The organism is Cellulophaga sp. BC115SP, from assembly GCF_009905545.1.
Taxonomy (GTDB): domain Bacteria; phylum Bacteroidota; class Bacteroidia; order Cytophagales; family Spirosomataceae; genus Flectobacillus; species Flectobacillus rivi.
This window is the reverse complement of the sequence record NZ_JAAALB010000030.1, coordinates 48039-69035: the sequence shown is the minus strand read 5'-3', so window position 1 is coordinate 69035 and position 20997 is coordinate 48039. Positions and strand designations below refer to the sequence as shown.

Genomic DNA, 20997 nt, shown 5'->3' with positions numbered 1-20997 from the left:
GCTTTTTAAGATGGATAAAAATGCAAATGTCTCATTATCAAAAAAATATGCCTACTTAAAAAAGCTGGGTATAGTAATATTTTACAATCCTTCGTACACTACTAATATTGACTCTACTACGCTGTGCATATTAAGGCTAGGTTAAGTTTTGCTTGATGGTGAGCTTGTTCTTTTGAATCTCAATACATTCGTGCTGACATAAATTTACCAGCACATGAGACTAACCATTTCCTTCAATTTATTACTTACAGTGAGTCTTTACAGTTGTACAAATCAACATCAAGTAGAACCTAATATTTGTGTAGCCAATCAGTCAAAAGAGATTAGTTTTAAAACAGATATTATTCCGATTTTGCAAAAAAACTGCTGGTCGTGCCACAATGCTGTCAACCACTCTGGCGGTTTGGTATTGGAAACATATCAACAAGTTTCGGAAGATGCCAAGAGTGGTGAGCTATACGATGCAATTGTTCCTTTTAATAGCAATCCAACAAGAATGCCCAAAGGAGGTATCTTGTCTGAATGTGAAGTAGCGACCATCAAGAAATGGATTGATAATAAAATGCCTAATAATTAAAAGGATATTTTGGGGTTAAGTTGTTGAATTTTAGTCTAATGACCACTTTTACTCTTAGTGGTAATCGACCTAAAATATCCTCAATATATATATGAAATTTATGTGCTATAGGTACTTTGATGAGGGTAACGTTCCATTTTATTCAATTCTCTGAATAAGTTTATCTGAAGAATAAACCTCGATACTGCCAATCTTTTCTTTTTGAAACTTCTCCATATACCATCCCATATTGGTGTCGAATGGCATCATGTGTTCAAACTTAGAAGGTATGAGTTCAACTGTACAATCCCTAGAATAAACAACCAAAAGTGAATGGGCAAGTCCAGGCTTAGAGTCCATGATTGTGATGCGTTGATATGAGGGATTTTCCTTTAAAAAAGAATTAACGGAAGAATTGAGATATTTCTCTAGATTCCGAGAACATGGAGTCTGTTATGTTGTTTCTGTTTGACAAGCCAATGCTAATAAAGGAAGGAGTAGAATTCTTTTCATAATAACGTCTATTTTGGAGTACTAATAGTTCTTTTTGCTTTAACTATAAGCAAACAATTCAATGTGCTATCTCAATCCTGCTTTTACAGCTAAAACTTAAAGTTGTTAAGCTAAATTTCGAACATTTAGGTTAATTTATGGGTATATTCGAATAAAAGATTGTCCTTTTTTACTTCAATCCTGAATTTGTAATGCGTACATCAACAGAACTCAATCGTCGTAACTTCCTCAAGGCTTCTGGGCTTTCGGGAGCTGCTTTTATTCTTGGTTTATCGGCTCGTGCTGCTGAGCCATCAGAACAAGCAATTGAAAACCTTAGTTTGCTCGAAGATTCTTTTGAGCTTACGCCTTTTGTTATCATCGAAAAAACTGGAAAAATCACTATCATGAATTCCAAGCCCGAAATTGGTCAAGGTACATGGCAGGCTATTCCGATGATAATTGCGGAGGAGTTGGAGTTGGGATTAGATCAATACGAGATAAAACAAACCTCTGGTGATAAGAAATATGGAGGGCAAACGGCAGGAGGTAGTTCGTCGGTGCGTACAAGCTATTCGACTTTACGAAGAACAGGAGCGGCCGCTCGTGAAATGCTCGTACAGGCAGCTGCGCAAACTTGGGGAGTTCCAGTAAATGAGTGTTATGCCGAACGAGCCAATGTTTTCCATAAACCTAGTGGTAAAAAACTGGCATATTCAGCGTTGGTTGAAACTGCTTCTAAGTTGGAAGTTCCCAAAGAACCCAAATTAAAAGATAGTAAGGATTTTAAATTAATCGGGAAACAAACACAGCGTCAGGATATTCCTTTGAAAGTGAAAGGACAAGCCACTTTTGGCATGGACGTAGAAGTGCCTAATATGGTTTATGCTTCGGTGGAACGGTGCCCAGTTTTTGGTGGAAAAATCCAGCAACTAGATGATGCCCAAACCCTAAAAGTAAAAGGAGTACTACAAGTTGTGCGTGCGGAGAGAGTTTTAGGTAAAAATAGATATGAAGTTGTTGCAGTAATTGCATCCAATTATTGGGCTGCGTTGAAAGGCCGTAAAGCGCTAAAAGTAACATGGGATTATCAAGGAAATGACCAGTTTAGTAGCAAACAATTTGAACAACAATTGCGTGATTTGTCTAAAAATGAAGGGGTTATAGATCATAATCAAGGCGATTTTGATAAAAACTATGCTGAAGCTCCAGTAAAATTAGAAGCATTTTACGAAACGCCCATGGTGTCGCATTCACCGATGGAACCAATGAACTGTATTGCTAGCTGGACGGGGGACAAAGTTGAAGTTTGGGCTTCGTCTCAAGGACCTGATTTGTTACGAAATAGAGTCGCAGATGCCTTTGCAATTCCTGCTGATAATATCAAAGTAAATATTTTCTTTAATGGAGGAGGTTTTGGGCGCCGTTTGTATCAAGATTTTGCTACCGAGGCTGTGTCTATTGCCAAAGCTGTTGGTAAACCTGTTAAAGTAATTTGGACACGTGAAGATGATACCACGCAGGGACCTTTCAGACCCATGACTTTTTCTGCCTTTAAAGGTGCGCTTACAGCAGATGGCAAAGCTTTAGCCTTGCAGCATAAGGTAATATCGCCTTCTATTAATGCTACGCAAAATAAGAACTACGATAAAACGAAGTCTGACAATACCATGACAGAGGGTATTAGTGAGCAACAATACGAAATCCCTCATATCAAAAACTATTACGTTCATGCCGAAACGCATATACCAATGGCAGCTTGGCGTGCAGTAACGAGTACGACTTTGTCGTTTGCTCATGAGTGTTTTATTGATGAAATGGCACATAAGGCCAGCAAAGACCCATTCGATTTCCGTTTGGAAATGTTACAAAAAGAAACAGACACCAAACGCGTAATGCTTAAACTCAAAGAGGTATCTCAATGGGGTAAGCCATTGCCAAAAGGTTGGGCAAGAGGTGTAGCGCAATGGGAGTTTTTTGCAGGCTTGGCGGCACAAGTAGTGGAGGTTTCGAAAAAGCCAAGCGGAGGCGTAAAGATTGAAAAAGTATATGCTGTGATTGATTTGGGAACAGTTGTCAACCCAGATACTGTAAAAGCTCAAGTAGAAGGTGCAGTAACTATGGCGATTGGCGCGGCGACTAAAGATGCTATTACCTTTGAGAAAGGGCAGGTACAGCAGTCTAACTTCCATGATAATAGAATGGTGAGAATTGAAGAAATGCCAATTGTTGAAATACATATCTTGGCAGAGGGCGGACCTAAAATCAAAGGAGTAGGAGAGCCAGGACTACCACCATTTGCACCAGCACTAGCCAATGCGATATTTGCTGCAACAGGCAAACGTATTCGTAAAATGCCTTTTGATTTGGATAGGGTATAAATTTAGTTGGTATTCATGAAGACTACTTTGTAGTTTTTAAAATTATTCCCCCAATCTTTTATATATCTAGGTAGTTCACGTTTGTTATCAGGGTTATTAGTGAAATAAAGAATACGTTTGTTGTCAACTACAGCAGCCCAAAATTGAGAATTGTAGGCATTTTGTACAACAATGCAAGCTTTTTCTTTTTCTAGTCCTCTGACTTTCCCTTTGGTAATATATACGTCGTCAAAGTTTTGAGTCAATATTTGTGAGGCGTCTACAAACAAATCATAAAATTCCTTAACATCATTTCTAAATAAAGAGTCCTGTTCGTTATTCAGAAAATAACCAAGATCTAAAAGTGAATATTGTATCAAAAAATTATTACTTTCCTTACGGAAATATTTACCACAAAAGCTTACATCTGTTTTTCCACAGTTACTTTTGGGGTCATTTTGAATCGAAATAATAGAGTCTCCGTGAAGCTCAAAATGTAGTTTACAAATTTGATTAATAGAGGCATTAGCATAAAATGCCTTTGAGCCACTTTGTAACATCAAACCATCAATGTAATCGTTTTGAGCTCCACTTGTTGCATGAATGGAAAAGTGAGAGAGGCTGTCTGAAATAGCTGAAATTTGTAGTGAAGCATTTTCCCATTTATCGTATCTATACCAAGTACCTACACATTCTGAGAATTTATTTTGAGAAAAGCAGGAAGAGCTTTTTGTAAAACTTAAAAATAGGACCTGTAAAATAAAGATGTAGTACTTTAATTTCATGTATTAGACTTTAAAATAAATTTTTATTTTATAAATAACGAAGTTATACTAAATTTTTGTAAATGTAAATGAGATTTATTCACAATAGAATAGAAAATCAATAAGTCTTGAAAACTAAAAAGAAATTAGAGCTTTTTTAAAGTAAAAAATAACCCTATTTTATTGTTGTTTATGGAATCGCTTGAAATTATTATTCTGGCTGCTGGAAACTCAAGTCGGCTTGGTCAGCCCAAACAATTGGTAGTTTATCAAGGCAAAACCTTAATTGAACATATCGTCTCAAATGCTTTGATGGTTAGCCCACATGTAACCGTGGTGTTAGGGTCACACGCTAAACGTATCGAATGGACGTTGAATCAGGCACAGTTATTTCCCAAAATCGTTTATAATCCTGATTGGGAGCAAGGAATGGGAACGTCGATAAAAGCAGGAGTAAGCTCTTTGACCAATAAGCAAGCACCTATTATGATACTGTTATCCGATCAACCAGCTGTAAAAACTCATTTGCTTTGGCAGATGATTCATTTGTATCAGGAAAAAAAGCCCGAAATTGTGGCTTGCGATTATGGGGGGAAATTGGGTGTTCCGATGTTGTTTTCTCCACAAGTACGTCATGAACTTTTAATATTATCTGGAGATCAAGGGGCACGTAGTTTTTTGCCATACTATAGCAACACAACTCTCACAGTACCTTTTGCATTGGGAACTTGGGATATTGATACCCCTGAAGATGTGGTTGAACTAATGCGTAAAAAAAATTGAGCTAGTAGTACAATTTTCTTTTTAACTTTGATAGACTTTAGATGAAACACAGAGGTGAGGTGAGATAAGGAAAATGGTTTTTGTACAATTTATCTGTAAAAATATTGACATCAAAAAGCTGAAGGACTTAGTTCTTTGGCTTTTTGTTTAATCAAGCTTTCGTAAGATAGATTTTTACCAAAAAAGAAAGCTGTAAGGTAGGTACCTTACAGCTTTGCCATATTGCTTCTTGCTATTATTTGATCACTAACCTATTAGATATAGTTTTCAATACAAATATATATGATGCCTGAGGTATGAGATCTAAGAATGTTGTGAAAATTATTATTTGGTATGTAAATAGCTAATTTTTGGTTTCAAAAATTAAGTGATGTAAAAATAATATAGATATAATCCTAAATTATAGATATGAGATATTTTATTGAATGTGCGTATTTAGGAACTAACTATGCAGGTTGGCAAATACAACCCAATGCATTGACAGTTCAGGAAGAAATAGAAAAAGCACTAACCATTTTACTGAAAGAACCTACCAGTTTGATGGGAAGTTCACGCACTGACGCGGGTGTACATGCCTATACGCAAGTGGCGCAGTTTGACCGAGAAAATCCAATTTCTGATATTTCGCAACTAATATATAGATTAAATAAAATTTTATCTCAAAATATTTCTATAAAACAGATTTATTTGGTGCCAGACGATTTTCATTGTCGCTTCGAAGCTACTTATCGAAAGTATGAATATCGGATATTGAGAAGAAAATCGCCTTTTTATCAAAACATGGTCTACCAATTCGAAATGCCTTTGGACGTGCCTAAAATGAATGAAGCGGCTCAAATTTTGTTTAAATACGAAGATTTTGAATGTTTCAGTAAATTACATACCGATGTAAAAACTTTCAATTGTACCATGATGGAGGCTGAGTGGATTCAAGAATCAGAAGATTTACTGGTTTTCCATATCAAAGCCAATCGTTTTTTGAGAGGAATGGTACGTGCTATTGTCGGCACTTTGTTGGAGGTAGGTTTAGGAAAGTTGAGTGTAGAAGGTTTTGAAAAAATTATTACCGATAAAAATCGTCAAAATGCTGGTCGCTCTGTACCAGCACAAGGCTTGTTTTTGATGGAAGTGAATTATGAGTTGTAAAAAAAGGGATAGGTGAAAAGTAATTTTCACCTATCCCTAAATCTTTATTTTCTTAAAATTTGTATAAATACATCTTCTAATTTAGAAGCCATTCGAATCTTAATATCATACGAATCTACATTTAGGCCTTTGGCATTGAACTTCGAAATCCAGATTTCCTTAAACCCTAATTTCTGTGCTTCGGCAATACGCTGTTCGATTCTATTCACTGCTCGGACTTCGCCTCCCAAACCAACTTCTGCGGCAAAACAAACGGTATTGGGAATACTAATATCTTCATAAGAGGATACAATAGAGGTACAAACTGCCAAGTCTATTGCTGGGTCTTCAACTTTGAGTCCACCAGCGATATTCAAGAAAACATCTTGATTACCAAGTCTAAAACCTCCTCGTTTTTCAAGCACTGCCAAAATCATATTCAAGCGTTTGGCATCAAATCCTGTTGAGCTTCGTTGGGGTGTTCCGTAGGTGGCTATTGAAACAAGCGACTGAATTTCAATGAGTAAAGGGCGATTTCCTTCTAACATGGCACCAATAGTGATACCAGAAAAATCCTCGTCTCGTTGTGAAATTAGTATTTCTGAAGGATTCGTTACTTCTCTCAAACCTGATTCCAACATTTCATAAATTCCCAATTCAGATGTACTTCCAAAACGGTTTTTGGTGGTACGTAAAATACGATATGCCAAATGACGATCACCCTCGAATTGTAGCACGGTATCGACCATGTGCTCCAATACTTTTGGACCTGCCAAGCCCCCATCTTTGGTAATATGCCCAATCATAAATACTGGTGTACCTGATTCTTTGGCGTATTTCATCAACTCAGCAGCGCATTCTTTTACCTGTGAAATACTACCAGCACCTGCTTCAATAAAAGACGATTGGAGCGTTTGGATAGAGTCAATAATCAAAATATCTGGCTCAAATTGCTCAATTTGTTTGAAGATATTTTGGGTTGAGGTTTCTGTCAAAATATAGCAGTTATCACTTTTATGAGCCAAACGCTCGGCACGCATTTTGATTTGCTGCTCAGATTCTTCACCCGAAACATACAATACACGATAATTGCTGAGTGTCAAGGCTATTTGAAGCATCAACGTAGATTTACCAATGCCTGGCTCACCACCGATCAATACCAACGAGCCTAATACTATGCCTCCGCCCAAAACTCGGTTTAACTCTTGGTCTTTGGTTTTGATACGAGGTTGTTCTTCGAAATTAATTTCTTGGATTGCTCGCGGTTTAGCGGCTACTTTCAACGAACTACTTGATTTCCAAGAGCCTTTGGTAGGTTCTTCTTTTTGGATGACTTCCTCCACAAAAGTATTCCATTCTCCACATGATGGACAGCGCCCCAACCATTTAGGAGCTTGATGTCCACAATTCTGACAAAAAAAAGAGGTTTTAGTCTTAGCCATAAAATTATTGTATAAGTTAGTGAGCAAAATTAAACCAATCTTGCCCGCTCTGGGCTCTAAGCAATATGCTGTAAGCTAAAAGTTCAAAAGTGTTTCTAACGAAATCATGAATACAGTTACTCCATTAGATAAATATTGATTTCAAAATGGGTGACAAGCAAATTTTAGCTGTCATGATAATATTCAGGACAATTATCACAGGAAATAAATATCATTTTCTACGAAATTGGATGAATTTTTGTGTTTAAAACTTATCGTATGAATTAAGGTTTTGAGGTATTTCAAAAATATATGCAAAGATACCGTTTACGAAATTATACGAAAAAAATGATTTATACTTGTATCACTGACACATCAGGTATCGTTATTTCCCCAGTTTGAGTTGAACAACTACAAAGATTATCACTAGTCGCGCAACATTAACTTTAAATAAAACTTACTTATGAAAAAGACATTTGGATTCCTTGCCCTGTTTATGCTTTTAACAATGGTTTCAAAAGCTCAGTTCTTTACACTCGGTATTAAAGGTGGTGTAAACCTAGCACAATTGAAATTGGGAAATGAGTTGACCATGAATTCTCTTGGCGCAAATTTTCAACAAAGCTTAGACACAAAAACTGGTTATGTAGGCGGTGTATATATGCGTATTGGTAACAAAGTTTTCATCCAGCCTGAATTTTTGCTTTCAGCCAAAGGAGGTAGCTTGAATATCTTGAAGGGTGGAAGTACAGCGGACAAACAGACTGTAGATATTGAGTACACCAATATCGACATTCCTGTATTGTTAGGTTTTAAAATGGGACCTTTCCGTATTAATGGCGGTCCTTTGGCATCGTTTAATGTGAGCAAAGGAGCTACCTTGAACGAAACGATAAAGGCTTATACTCAAAATGGAACAGAAGATGCTTTCAAGAAAGCTTCGTATGGTTATCAAGTTGGGGGTGGGTTAGACCTTGGAGCACTTTCGTTAGACGTGAGATATGAGGGTAGCCTTTCGGATGTAACATCAGCTCAATTTGCCAATGACATGAAGTTTACACAAAAAGGTAATTTGTGGCAATTAACATTGGGATTGAAGATTTTATAGGTTCCGAAAACTTTCTATTTAGAAGAATATGAGCCGTACCAATTGAGTGGATGAGGGATTATTTTTAGTATGAAATTACACCTGTAGCGACGCAATGCCTTGCGTCTGGAGATGTATCTTCCTGAAATAAAGTATTAAAAAAGCGGTCGAAAATTGTTTTTCGACCGCTTTTTTGATGAAAACTTGCTAGGTTTTACTTGGCTTAAGACGCAAAGCATTGCGTCTCTACTGCTGAAATGATAATCACTCATTCAAGCAATTCTGAATGATTCGTGTTTTTTGAATTGTTTTGGATTGTTTTTGAAATAATTCAAGAAAGATGGGATTTTTTGGATAATTCATAAACTAAGCTTTTTAAGAATTATGTTCTTTTGTAAAACAATTCTCAAAAGACCCAACTTCTGTCATGATGCAAACTACCTTCAAAGACCTTTTGCAGACTGAGCTCAAAAGCTTAGTGGAGCTAAAACATTCTGAGCGACCATGGCACATGCCTTTGATTGCGGCTTTTTGTGCTAGTGTAGCCCTGTTTTCGGGTTTGTATCTGGGGCAGTTGAGCAACGGACTATTGGTTTGTTTGGGAGGTCATGTGATTTTGTATATGCCCTCTTTGCCCTTAACCAATCGAATGATTACGATGATTGTTTGTTCTTTTGGGATGGTATTATCGTTTACAGTGGGTATAGCCTTTAGTTTTAACCCATGGATTTCGACGGTGGTAGTGGGTATTTATGCTACGTTGGTACATTGGGTAGTGGGGCATTTTAAATTGAAAGCACCAGGGAGTTTCTTCTTTTTATTAATTGCTGTAATGGCTAGCTGTATGCCATTTGGCTGGAGCGAAATGCCTCAAAAAATTGGTTTGATTGCCATGGGAACCATGTTGGCATGTACCATTACTTTTATTTACAGCTTGATACTGCTCAATACGCAAAAGATAGTAACACATCCTCCTGTTACGATAGCGATTACTGTTCGCCGTCAGCGCTACCATAATTTGGTACAATCGATGGTGGTGGGTGGCTTTGTGATTATATCGCTTGGCATAGGGCATTTTTTCGCATTGAAAAACCCTTATTGGGTTGCTATATCGTGTTTGGCAATTATGCAAGGTATTAGCCGTCGCCATGTACTACAACGTATTATTCATCGAATTTTAGGCACAACTCTTGGGCTTGGTCTTTGTTGGCTGATATTACATTTTCAACTTCTACCACTAACCTTGTGCTTGAGTATAGTTACCTTAATGTTCATTATTGAAACCTTAATTGTGCGGAATTATGTATTGGCAGTGATTTTTATTACACCCATGACCATCTTTTTGACCCAAGTTGCCAATCCTTATTTCAACAATACGGATCTTCTTTTTACTTTTCGATTACTGGACATTGTTTTGGGGAGTCTGTTAGGAGCCTTGGGCGGTTGGTTGTTGTTTCACAATCAGTTTAAATACCAAACTGCCAAGCAAATACAACGAGTTAAATTACTCACCCAAAGACGTCATTCGAACCGAACAACGAATTGACATTGTTGAGAAGAAAACGTTATCGGGAACGTTTGCATAAATAATTCAATGGTAATATTTGGAGAATGCTTTGTGATTAACCTACATTTGAAAGTAGTTTTTTAATATAAAATATTATTTTTCTTATGTACAGACCTCTAAAGGCATCAAGCGATTCCGAGTTACTATCTCTTTTGATGGAGGATAGCGATGCAGCTTTTGAGGAAATTTACCGTCGATATTTTACCAAATTATATGCTTTGGTAAAGCGTCGTCTTTGCGATGAACAGCAAACTGAAGATATTATCCATGATTTATTTTTGAATCTTTGGATCAGTCGTCATAAAGCCAACATAGATAATTTACCTAACTACTTAATGAAGAGCGTCAAGTATCGTGTGTTAGATGCACTCGACCACGATACCGTACGCCAAAACTTTCTCGATTATCAAGTTTATGTTCCCCAAGAGCATAATTCTACAGAAGAAAATATACTCTATTCCGACGCCCTCCGTGTGTATAATGAAAATTTGATGATATTGCCTGAAAAATGCCGAGAGGTATTTGTGTTGAGTCGCGCGGGATTATCTCAAAAAGAAATTGCCCAAAAACTAGGTATCTCAGAGAATACCGTAGAAAACCATATTGCCAAAGCACTACGACTTTTGAAGTCTGGCATGGCCGAATATTTGACACCTAATACCCTGATTCCTATCCTTTTCTTCTTTTTTTAAAAAAATATTTAAAAAAAATCACATTTGAGTAGTGGAAGTCTTTTTCTGAACCGACTTATAGATGTAAGGAGTTGATAAGACTTTATTGATAAAAAACAGTAATAAAACATGAGCCATCCTGAATTCAAAGATGATGACGATATCATCAAGTCGCTCAGAGAAAAATATACTCCTGAAGAAATAGAAAGACTTTTAGATTGGTACAATGCTTTCGACGAAATCGAGCCTTTGGAAGAAGATTTGCCCAAAATCGAAAAGAAGGTTTGGGAAGCTTTACAAGCCGAACGTGGTATCATTCCCGATGCAGAGGAGGAAGAAATGCAAAGTTCAGTTTGGAAAGATTGGTGGAAACAAAATTGGCTTATGCTTTCGACAGCGGCAGCAGTCATTGCTATCATTATTGGTATTGCCACACAACCACAATCGAAAGGTGATATTGAAAGTTTGGTAGGAATTCCGACACTATCTACTAAAGAAAAAAGTCTTTGGGAAACGGTTACCAATGTAGGAAAAGCTATTCAGGAAGTGAGCTTGCCAGACGGAAGTAAAGTTTGGCTGAATCCTTCAACGAGCATTATGTATAAAATTGTCAAAGGTGCACCTACTCGTGTGGTATATCTCGAAGGGGAAGCATTTTTTGATGTAAAGCCCAATAAAGACCAGCCATTTCATGTCAAAAATAAAGGCTTGAATGTGATGGTACTAGGTACCAGTTTTAATGTGGTGGCTACGGCTAGTAAAGACAAATATGAAGTTTCGGTAGTGACGGGCAAAGTGAGAGTCAATTACCAAGAAGATGAAGATAAAGTCAATCAGGTAATTATTACTCCTCAACAACAAGTAGTTATTCAGAAAGAAGAAAATACGGTTGAAACCCACGACTTCACTATTGAACAACATACACATAAGCAGATTTGGGAACCTATTACCCTAAGTTTTGACGAAATAATTTTAGATAAAGTAATAGAACAAATTGAGCATGAATACGGAATCATAATTCGAACACCCAACACCGCTGTAAGAAAATGTACCTTATTTGGGAATTTCAAAAACCAACGACTTCCTGTAATCATGGACATTATCTGTAGCTCAATTAGTGCTACTTACCAGATTGAAGGCAACGAAATTATCATCTTGGGTGACGGTTGCCAATAAAAGATTAGTATCATAGTCCGTTTTAGCGATTTATTTAAAAGAAAAATCTTGGTGTGATGACCAGCAAGAAATTATTTACCAGATGATTTCTTATTCATATAAAGACTATCGATTAAATAAAGTAGCTACCTATAAAAAAAGGCCTGAAGTGTTACCAGCACTTCAAGCCCGTAAGCCTCCAAGAGCATTTACCAGATGCCTTTAGAGGTATTGTAGATTTCACAACCAAATCGTACAAAGCAAATTTATGGAAAAACAATTTATTAAGACAACATTTTTCAAAATCATGAAGATGACTGTCATTCAGTTAGCCATAGCTATTGCCTTTATGGTGGTATCTTATGCAAAAGATGCCAGCGCGCAAGAAGTTTTGGCAAAACCTGTGACTGTTTCAGTAAAGAACAGCACGATTAAGGGTGTGTTGAAAGAATTAGAGAAAGAATCCGGTGTTTCTTTCATCTTTAGTTCTAAGCAAACACTTACCCAAGCAAATAACCTGAGCCTTATTGCCAACAATGAAAGCCTGAGAACGGTCCTAAACCGCTTCTTGAATCCTCTCAACATGAGCTATAAAGTGGTGCATAATTCTATTGTACTGACTGCTTCGAACGGACTAGAAGAGAAGTCGGGAATGAATACACCCATGCTCGAAACCAGTCTCACAAAAGCCCCAGCCGCCGATCCTGTTAAAGGAAAAGTCGTGGATTCAGAAACTGGCGATGCTCTTCCAGGAGTTACTGTCAAAGTAAAAGGTACAAATAATGGTGCCACCACCGACTCACAAGGTCGCTTTAGTATCAATGCGCCCAAAGGTGCCACTTTGGTATTTTCATTTATTGGAATGAAAACCCAAGAGGTAACCATTGAAGGTAAAGGTGAGTTGAGCATTTCGCTTGCACCTGAAAACAGCATGCTTGCCGAAGTATCAGTAGTAAGCGATGGTTATGGGGTAGTCAAAAAAACAGATAATACTGGTTCAGTGGCATCTATGTCATCACGTGACCTTAAAAATATTCCTATCACCAGTGCGGCACAAGCTATGACAGGTCGTATGGCTGGGGTAAGTGTTGTTACAACCGATGGTTCGCCCGATGCCGATGTCGTAATTCGTGTTCGTGGTGGTGGCTCAATTACTCAAGATAACTCTCCTTTATATGTTGTGGATGGTTTTATCGTAAGTAGTATCAAAGATGTACCACCTTCAGATATTGAAAGTATCAACGTATTGAAAGATGCAGCAGCTACTGCTATTTATGGAGCACAAGCTTCTAACGGGGTAGTTGTTATTACAACCAAAAGACCAAAAGCGGGTCGTACAACGGTTTCGTATAATGGTTTTATGCAGTTAAAAACCTTACCTTCTGACCGTGCCTACAAAGTACTTTCTCCTTACGAATACGTTTTAGTGAACTACGAAAGAGCCAAATTACGTGGTACCACAGACGTAGCTAACATGGAGAAATTCTTTGGTAAATATGGCGACTATGATTTGTATCAAGGTAAAAAAGGCACAGATTGGCAGAAAGAACTTTTTGGCGCTCCTCGTACTACACAATCTCACAACGTTAGTATTAGTGGCGGTACTGAAATGACAACCTTTAGTTTGAGTTTGACCAACAACACAGACCAAGGCTTGTTGACAGGTTCGGGCTATACTCGTAATGTGATTAACTTTAAGATTAATCAAAATATTAGCAAGAAGTTAAAATTTGATGCTTCGGCTCGTATCACGAACACCGTAATCGATGGAGCAGGTACTTCGGGCTCGGCACAGTTGAACATCAAAGATGCCGTTCAGACTCGTCCAACCAATGGTATTGCCGATGCTTTGGATATTGATTTGACTACTGCAAGCAGTGACGACGATTTTGCTTCATTCTTATTGGCATTGGTAAATCCTAAAAAATTAGTAGCACAAGACTGGCGTAAACGTACAACTCAAGACTATGTATTGAATGCAGGTTTGAGTTGGTCAATTATTAAAGGCTTAGATTTTAAAACAACATTAACAAGCTCAAAATCGTATGACAAAGTTTTACGTTATTATGGCCCATTAACTAGTGAATCCTTCAACAACGGTAGTAGTTTGCCTATTGGTGAAAAAACTAACTATGAGATAAACTCATTGCGTTGGTTGAATACCTTGAATTATCAAATGAAGGGTTTGGGTGCTCACAAGCTAGATTTCTTGTTGGGTCATGAGGTTTATTCAACAGGCGGAAATACCAGTTTCTTACGTGGCGAAGACTTCCGTGCTTCTATTACTCCTGAAGAACTATTCGCTAATATGTCGTTTGGTCGTACTGACCGCCAATACACAACTGAAAATACCGACCAAAATCGTGTATCAGGATTTGGACGTATCAATTACCAGTTCAAAGACCGCTATTTAGCAGCTTTGACATTCCGTGCAGATGCTTCAAGTAAATTTAGTGCTGCCAATCGTTTGGGTTTCTTCCCGGCTGTAGCATTAGGATGGAAATTGTCTGAAACGAAGTTGTTGAAACAAATGCGTGATCTCGATGAATTGAAACTTCGTGTTTCTTATGGTGCAACAGGTAACGACCGTATCGATGCTACAGCTACACAATTCTTGTTTGAAGCAACTACATTGAGAGGACCAGGTTTTGGTAATGTCGACAATGTATACTATACTCCAACAGGAACCACATTGTATAATCCGAACTTAGTTTGGGAAACGACCATCAACCAAAACGTAGGTCTTGATTTTGGTTTCTTTAAACAACGCTTGGTTGGTAGTTTGGATTTGTATCATAACAAAACAAGCAATTTGTTATTGCAATCTGCGATTCCTTCGAGCTCAGGTTTTACCAAACAATGGAATAACGTAGGTAGTACTTCAAACCGTGGAGTTGAATTGTCATTGACAGGATATATCATCGACAAACCAGAGGCATCATTTTCTGTAAACTTAAACTTCGGTATCAACAAAGCTAAGGTAGAAGCATTGGATGGAACTCAGGAGCGTTTCTTCCAATCTAACTGGGCAAGTACCGACTTGCGTGACCAAGATGACTTCTATGTGAAAGTAGGAGGTACATTGGGAGATGTGTATGGATATGTAGCAGATGGTTTCTACAAAATAGATGACTTCTCTGGTTACGATGCTGTAGCCAAAAAATATATCTTGAAAGATGGCGTAACTAACTCGACTGCAATTACGGGGAATACCTCTATCCGTCCAGGTTTTATGAAGTTGAAAGATACCAACGGTGACGGAGTCGTAAACAGCTTAGATCGTCAGGTAATCGGTAACACTTTACCAAAAGCACAAGGTGGTTTTGGATTTAATGGTCGTTACAAAAACTTCGATGCTTCTATCTTCTTCAACTGGTCTTATGGTAACAAAATTTATAATACAGGTAAAATCCAATACAACCAGTTCCGTCGTGTGACTTACGGTAACTTAACTGATATGATGAGCATCAACAACCGCTTTACTTATTTGGATGTAGATGGAAAATACACAGGAACACCAGGTGAAATTGTGACTGATTTGGAGCAATTAAGACAACTAAATGCTAATAAGACAATCTGGTCACCACTTGGCTTGTCTGATGCACAAGCGGTTATTTCTGACTGGGCACTTGAAGATGGTTCATTTATTCGTTTGAACAACCTAAACATTGGTTACTCTATTCCTAAGCACCTTATTGCAAAGCTTGGTATGTCTCAGTTCAGAATTTATTTCACAGGTAACAACCTTTATCTGTGGTCGAAATACTCTGGCTATGATCCCGAAGTTAGTACTACCAGAAGTGGTTATTCAGGTTTGACACCTGGGGTAGATTATTCATCTTTCCCACGTAGCCGCTCGTACACACTTGGTGTAAATATTACTTTCTAGCCTTTGTTAAAAGTTTGAATTGAACTTTTGGTGTGTTTAACCTAAAATCAGACTCAAGCCTCGGCAAAAGTCTATTCAATGTATTATGAAAAAGAAATTCCTCATACTCGCAGTGATAGCTTCTGGTTTTCTAACGTCATGTAAAGACTTTTTAGAACCTGATTCATTATCAACTTTTGATGTAAACTATATTTATTCAAACCCAGATGATGCTCGTAAAGGTGTAAATGCTATTTATGAATCATTTGGTCAAGATGCGTTTCGTTCTCGTCTTTCAAATAACATGGCAGGTAATACTGACATCGAGCATCAAAGTGGCTGGAGCAGTACTGCTGACCGTTATCAAATTTGGGATTTGAATGCCCTCGCTACGAATGGCGATCTTCGCATTGTATGGAATGCAGCCTATACTTCGATTCGTAACTGTAATATTGCTATCGAGGGAATTGAAGCCAGCGATGCGCTAAAATCTACTGATGCGGCTACTTCAAGAAAAATGTACCAGATGCTGGGCGAAGCTTATACCATGCGTGCGTATTGGTACAGTATGCTGACTTTGTATTTTGGAGATGTACCTAATGTGCGTCAAGCACCAAAGGCAGGAAACAACTTTTTCTTACCTAAAGAAGACCGTAATGTAATTTTATCACAAGTCATTGATGACCTTATCAAAATTGAGGATAAAATGCTTTGGGCTGACCAAAATAGCTACAGTATTGAACAAATCAACCGTGAATACACCATGGGGATGATTGCTCGTTTGGCACTTCAGCGTGGAGGGTATTACTTGACACCTGCCATGCAAATGGAGCGTAAATCTGACTATTTGGATTATTACAAAATAGCAAAGACATATACTGAAAAATTGATTTCGCTAAAAGACCGTGCTTTGCCGACAGATTTCAAACAAGTATTCTTGAATGAATCAAAATTTGTGACTCCTTCCAACAGTGATGTATTATTTGAAGTACCATTTGCTATTGGTAACGGTGATGTAGGCTGGAATATCGGTATTACCGTAGAGGGTGGTACAACGGCAGCTCACAGCTATGGCTCGGGTAATAACTATATGGCGATTCCTCCGACGTACTATTTCTCATTTGATACTTTGGACGTTCGTCGTGACGTAACTTGTGCGTTCTACAAAATCAATACGAGTGCTCAGGCAGTATTTGTAACCAACTCGATGAACATCGCTCAAGGTAAATGGAGCCGTTGGTTTTTGGACAAAGCTCCTGGGGCTTCTACGGCTAAAGGTACTGGTATCAACTGGCCAATGATGCGTTATTCGGATGTATTATTGATGTTGGCTGAAGCTGAAAATGAGTTAAATGGTCCGACCGAAATTGCACAAAATGCCTTAAAACGTGTCCGTCAGCGTGCGTTTTCATCTACTTATTGGCCAACCAAAGTAGACGATTATATTAAGTCTATATCAACTTCAAAGCAAAGTTTCTTTAATGCCATTGTGGACGAGCGAGGCTGGGAGTTTGGCGGCGAAATGATTCGTAAATATGAATTGATTCGCTGGAACTTATATGCACCAAAGATGAAACAAATGGTGGACGACTTGAAATTGATGGCAGATGCTGCTCAGACAGGAACAGGTAAATTCTCTGAATTGCCAGATTATATGTACTGGAAGCGTGATGCAAGTGGAACGTTCAAGTTGTTGAACCCAAGTCGCAAGTATGTAGGTACGCCAGATGCTACTTGGACACGTGTATCGTTCTTAGCAAGTTTGAAGCCGACTCCTACAACCTATGCCGACTGGATTACCAAAGATTGGGAGAAATACTATAATGGACCTGTAGCAGGTGTATCTCGTTATATTTTCCCTATTCCTGCCGAAGCTATCACAAACAGCCAAGGTAAATTGGCAAATGATGGATACGGATTTTAGGTTTGTAAAGTTGAATGCAATAGGCTCATCATTGGTTTGTTGCATTCAATTAATACAATTGGTTTTCTTAAATGAACAGGAGTCCACACAAGGGAGTCCTTTGTTTCAAGATCTTTTTAACAAAGAAAATTTATGAAAAAGTCATATATCAAACAGAGTATCTTGTTAGCAGTATCGGCTTTGGGTTTGCTTTTTGCCTGCAAGCCTGAAGAAGAAATTACTGCGGAAACTCGCTTATTTCGCCCTGTTTTAAATAAAGATTTATCTGCCAAAAACAATACCATTATTGTGAATATGGCCAATATCAAAGCGGCAGTGGGATATACCGTGGAAGTAAGTAGAGATACCTTCAAAACGGTTGACTATAAAGTTAATGTTGATACCAATTATGTGGTGGTTGACCAAACCTTATTAAAAGGAGAGTCGTTGTTTTGGAATACGCAATATCAAGTAAGAGCTACTGCTCATGCTGCCAATACCCAATATGACAGTAAGGTGTCAGATTTAGGAGGGGTAAGAACCGAGAAGTTTCCTACCATTATGATTACCCCAACCGCTTCAGATGTGATTGACGTAGCGGCTCGTGTGCGTTGGACAACGGGTTCAACGGTTATTGCTAAAATTAAGGTTTTTGCTAAAACGGATTTAAAACTTGCAACGCCATTAGCATCGTATGACGTCACTGATGCAGAGCAAAAAGCGGGCGCAAAAATTATTGGCAAATTAGCTCCTTTGACTACGTATCAATTAGCTATTTACAGTGCCGATGGTGCCATTCGTGGTTGGGACAATTATACTACTATCCAACGTGCAGTAGATACCTCTCAGCCTGGTGTTATAGACTTGTCAGAAAGTGATGATCCAAATGCCCTAAATAATGCGCTAACAACGGTAGTAGAAGGAGGAATTATTGTATTGAAAAAAGGAGCGACTTATGTAATGCCTACCAATAGCTTTACGAAGTCTGTTACTGTTACGAGTGCGTATGGCTTTGGCGACCAAAAAACAATAATTACAACCTCGGGTGGTGGTAACATAGGAACGGGAGCAAATATTGCCTATCTCCGTTTTTCAAATATTGAATTTATCGGTGCTGATATTGCTGCTAGTTATATTTTCAACCCAAATATCAGTACAACTACAACCATCGGAGAATTGTCATTCGATAATTGTATAATTTCAAATATGCGTGGTGTATTGCGTATTCGTGCCAAAGTATTTATTACCAATTATATTATCAAAAACTCTATTGTACATCAAATTGGTAACTACGGTGTATTAACCACCGATACGGATGGTGATGCACAAGCAGCAGTTGATAATATCTTGTTTCAAACCTCAACTTTTAGTAAAATCAACATCTTCTTAGTTTCTCGCCAAAATTCAAAATCAGTAGTTGTCGAAGATTGTACTTTGAGCGAGATTGCTACAAACCAAGGTTCACTGTTCCAATGGAGAGGTACTGCGGGTGTTCGTAGCAACGTAACAGGAGGTATTCGTATTAGCAACTGTATTTTTGGGCACGCTTGGGATCAGGCTGGAACTAGCTTGTTGACAGTTCGTGGTAAATCTGCTGGTTTAGAGGCAACATCCTTTACTGTTCTCAATACCTACACAACAAGTGATTTTGGCTACGTAGCTGGTACCGAAATCCCAGGATTGCCTTCGCTTACCTACGCTAAAAAAGCAACGGATTTGTGGGTGAGTCCTTATTCAGGATTAAACTTCAATTTTAAAGATACTGCTTTCTCTGGTCGTCGCGACAGTGGTGACCCTCGTTGGAGAGTGAAATAAAACTTGACTGCCCCCGAATTTTCGGGGGCTTTTTTCCTTCCAAAGATTATGATGAAAAAATCCTTTGCTTTAAGTTTCTTAAGCTTACTTCCTTGTCTATTTCTAGCTTGTCATACTGCTAAAACACAATCTACGGCTGTTCAAACAGTTGCTACAGAATATCCTAAAGATTCTGTAGCAGAAAGGATGCTTCTGTACCAAAGAGATAATGGCGGTTGGCCACAACCTGGCGGAGATGCTATTAATTATTCACTCACCATTAAGCCAGAGCTTAGAAAAAAGCTTTTGTCTGAAAAAAAAGTGTATGATACCACTATCGATGACAAAGCAACTACAAGAGAGATTACCACTTTGGTAAAAGCATATACTCAAACCCAAAATCCTACTTATTTACAATCAGCCGAAAGAGGTATCAAATACCTGTTAGAAGCTCAAAATAAAGCAGGTGGTTGGGGACAGTTTTATCCTGATACTTCTGGTTATCATAAGCATATTACCTACAACGACAATGCCATGATCGATGTCATGAAGGTGATGAGAAGCACAGCAGAAGCGAAAGATGAATATGCCAATCTCTCACCAGCGTTACGACCTTTAGCACAACTAGCAGTTGACCGAGGAATCCGATGTATTCTGAACACGCAAGTTCGCCAAAATGGAACCCTTACCGTTTGGTGTGCTCAACATGACAGACTTACGCTAAAACCTGCCAAGGCACGAAAATTTGAATTACCATCGCTGAGTGGTGCTGAGTCAGTTGGGATTATCAACTTTTTAATGACCATAAAAAATCCATCAGACGAGATCAAGCAATCGATAAAAGCGGCTGTTGCATATTTAGAATCGGTAAAAATCAAAGGAATAAAAGTGGAAGACATACCCGCTCCATCACTTCCAAAGGGTAAAGATCGTGTGGTAATAGCAGATCCTAATGGAGAAATTTGGGCAAGATTTTATGATTTAGAAACCAACAAACCCTTCTTTGTCGGTCGTGATAGCGTGCCCAAGGCAACTTTAGCCGAAATCGAACATGAACGTCGTATTGGATACGGTTACTACGGCGAATGGCCCAAAAAACTCATTGAAGTTGATTATCCCAAATGGCTTGCCAAATGGAGTAAGTAAGACTATGTTTTAATTTTAGAAGTCATTGAAAATGAAAAGGTATGTATTTGTTTTTCTGAAATCCTATTGTTTGAGCCACAGGCGAGTTTAGGATTTCTTGACTTTCTTTTGTTACTTTTCTTGTGTCAAGACAAGAAAAGTAAGGAGTGGCGAAGGGAAATTTTGTTTTTCCGATACGTGCCAAATAAAATTTTAAACATACTCTAAGCTCAGTCATTATGTCATCGAAATGATTTTGTTATTACTATTTTAAGAGCTTTTTAGAAATAGCCCAATGCTGATACCCCAAAGCTCAAACCCTATTT

General features: G+C 38.2%; 15 protein-coding genes. 12 read left to right on the top strand and 3 right to left on the bottom strand.

What is annotated here, in order from left to right:
• The first annotated feature begins 214 nt into the window (after positions 1-214).
• Positions 215-577 carry a hypothetical protein gene (locus tag GVN22_RS18935; protein ID WP_166552578.1) on the top strand — a complete coding sequence of 121 codons (363 nt, stop codon included), beginning with the start codon at positions 215-217 and terminating at the stop codon, positions 575-577.
• A gap of 138 nt (positions 578-715) precedes the next feature.
• Here the strand turns inward: GVN22_RS18935 and GVN22_RS18930 are convergent, their stop codons facing one another.
• Positions 716-916, bottom strand: a complete 201-nt coding sequence (locus GVN22_RS18930) for a hypothetical protein (protein ID WP_166552577.1) — start codon at positions 914-916, stop codon at positions 716-718.
• Positions 917-1260: 344 nt separating this feature from the next.
• Between GVN22_RS18930 and GVN22_RS18925 the strand changes: the two genes are divergently transcribed.
• Positions 1261-3429 (top strand): molybdopterin cofactor-binding domain-containing protein, encoded by a 2169-nt coding sequence (locus tag GVN22_RS18925; RefSeq protein ID WP_166552576.1) that lies wholly within the window; start codon positions 1261-1263, stop codon positions 3427-3429.
• 2 nt (positions 3430-3431) lie between these two features.
• On the opposite strand, the gene GVN22_RS18920 is transcribed toward GVN22_RS18925, so the two are convergent.
• Complete coding sequence (locus GVN22_RS18920) at positions 3432-4193, bottom strand: hypothetical protein (protein ID WP_166552575.1); 762 nt, start codon at positions 4191-4193, stop codon at positions 3432-3434.
• Between the two features lie 171 nt (positions 4194-4364).
• Between GVN22_RS18920 and GVN22_RS18915 the strand changes: the two genes are divergently transcribed.
• Complete coding sequence (locus GVN22_RS18915; protein ID WP_166552574.1) at positions 4365-4955, top strand: NTP transferase domain-containing protein; 591 nt, start codon at positions 4365-4367, stop codon at positions 4953-4955.
• 408 nt (positions 4956-5363) lie between these two features.
• A complete protein-coding gene (gene truA / locus GVN22_RS18910) occupies positions 5364-6101 on the top strand; it encodes a tRNA pseudouridine(38-40) synthase TruA (protein ID WP_166552573.1) in 738 nt (245 codons plus the stop codon).
• 44 nt (positions 6102-6145) lie between these two features.
• Here the strand turns inward: truA and radA are convergent, their stop codons facing one another.
• Entirely contained in the window at positions 6146-7522 is a 1377-nt protein-coding gene (gene radA, locus GVN22_RS18905; RefSeq protein ID WP_166552572.1) for a DNA repair protein RadA, read from the bottom strand.
• Between the two features lie 442 nt (positions 7523-7964).
• On the opposite strand from radA, the gene GVN22_RS18900 reads away from it, so the two are divergent.
• From GVN22_RS18900 to pelA, 8 genes are all read left to right on the top strand, one after another.
• Positions 7965-8609 carry a porin family protein gene (locus GVN22_RS18900; protein ID WP_166552571.1) on the top strand — a complete coding sequence of 215 codons (645 nt, stop codon included), beginning with the start codon at positions 7965-7967 and terminating at the stop codon, positions 8607-8609.
• A gap of 406 nt (positions 8610-9015) precedes the next feature.
• A complete protein-coding gene (locus GVN22_RS18895; protein ID WP_205690960.1) occupies positions 9016-10134 on the top strand; it encodes an FUSC family protein in 1119 nt (372 codons plus the stop codon).
• Positions 10135-10259: 125 nt separating this feature from the next.
• Positions 10260-10847: an RNA polymerase sigma-70 factor gene (locus GVN22_RS18890; RefSeq protein WP_166552570.1), complete on the top strand. Its 588-nt coding sequence runs from the start codon at positions 10260-10262 to the stop codon at positions 10845-10847.
• A 108-nt stretch (positions 10848-10955) separates the two neighbouring features.
• Entirely contained in the window at positions 10956-12002 is a 1047-nt protein-coding gene (locus tag GVN22_RS18885; RefSeq protein ID WP_166552569.1) for a FecR family protein, read from the top strand.
• Positions 12003-12249: 247 nt separating this feature from the next.
• Positions 12250-15870: a TonB-dependent receptor gene (locus GVN22_RS18880; protein WP_240915706.1), complete on the top strand. Its 3621-nt coding sequence runs from the start codon at positions 12250-12252 to the stop codon at positions 15868-15870.
• A gap of 85 nt (positions 15871-15955) precedes the next feature.
• A complete protein-coding gene (locus GVN22_RS18875) occupies positions 15956-17773 on the top strand; it encodes a RagB/SusD family nutrient uptake outer membrane protein (protein WP_166552568.1) in 1818 nt (605 codons plus the stop codon).
• A 132-nt stretch (positions 17774-17905) separates the two neighbouring features.
• Entirely contained in the window at positions 17906-19567 is a 1662-nt protein-coding gene (locus GVN22_RS18870) for a DUF5123 domain-containing protein (RefSeq protein ID WP_166552567.1), read from the top strand.
• Between the two features lie 48 nt (positions 19568-19615).
• Positions 19616-20692, top strand: a complete 1077-nt coding sequence (gene pelA / locus GVN22_RS18865; RefSeq protein ID WP_166552566.1) for a pectate lyase — start codon at positions 19616-19618, stop codon at positions 20690-20692.
• The last annotated feature ends 305 nt before the right edge of the window (positions 20693-20997 follow it).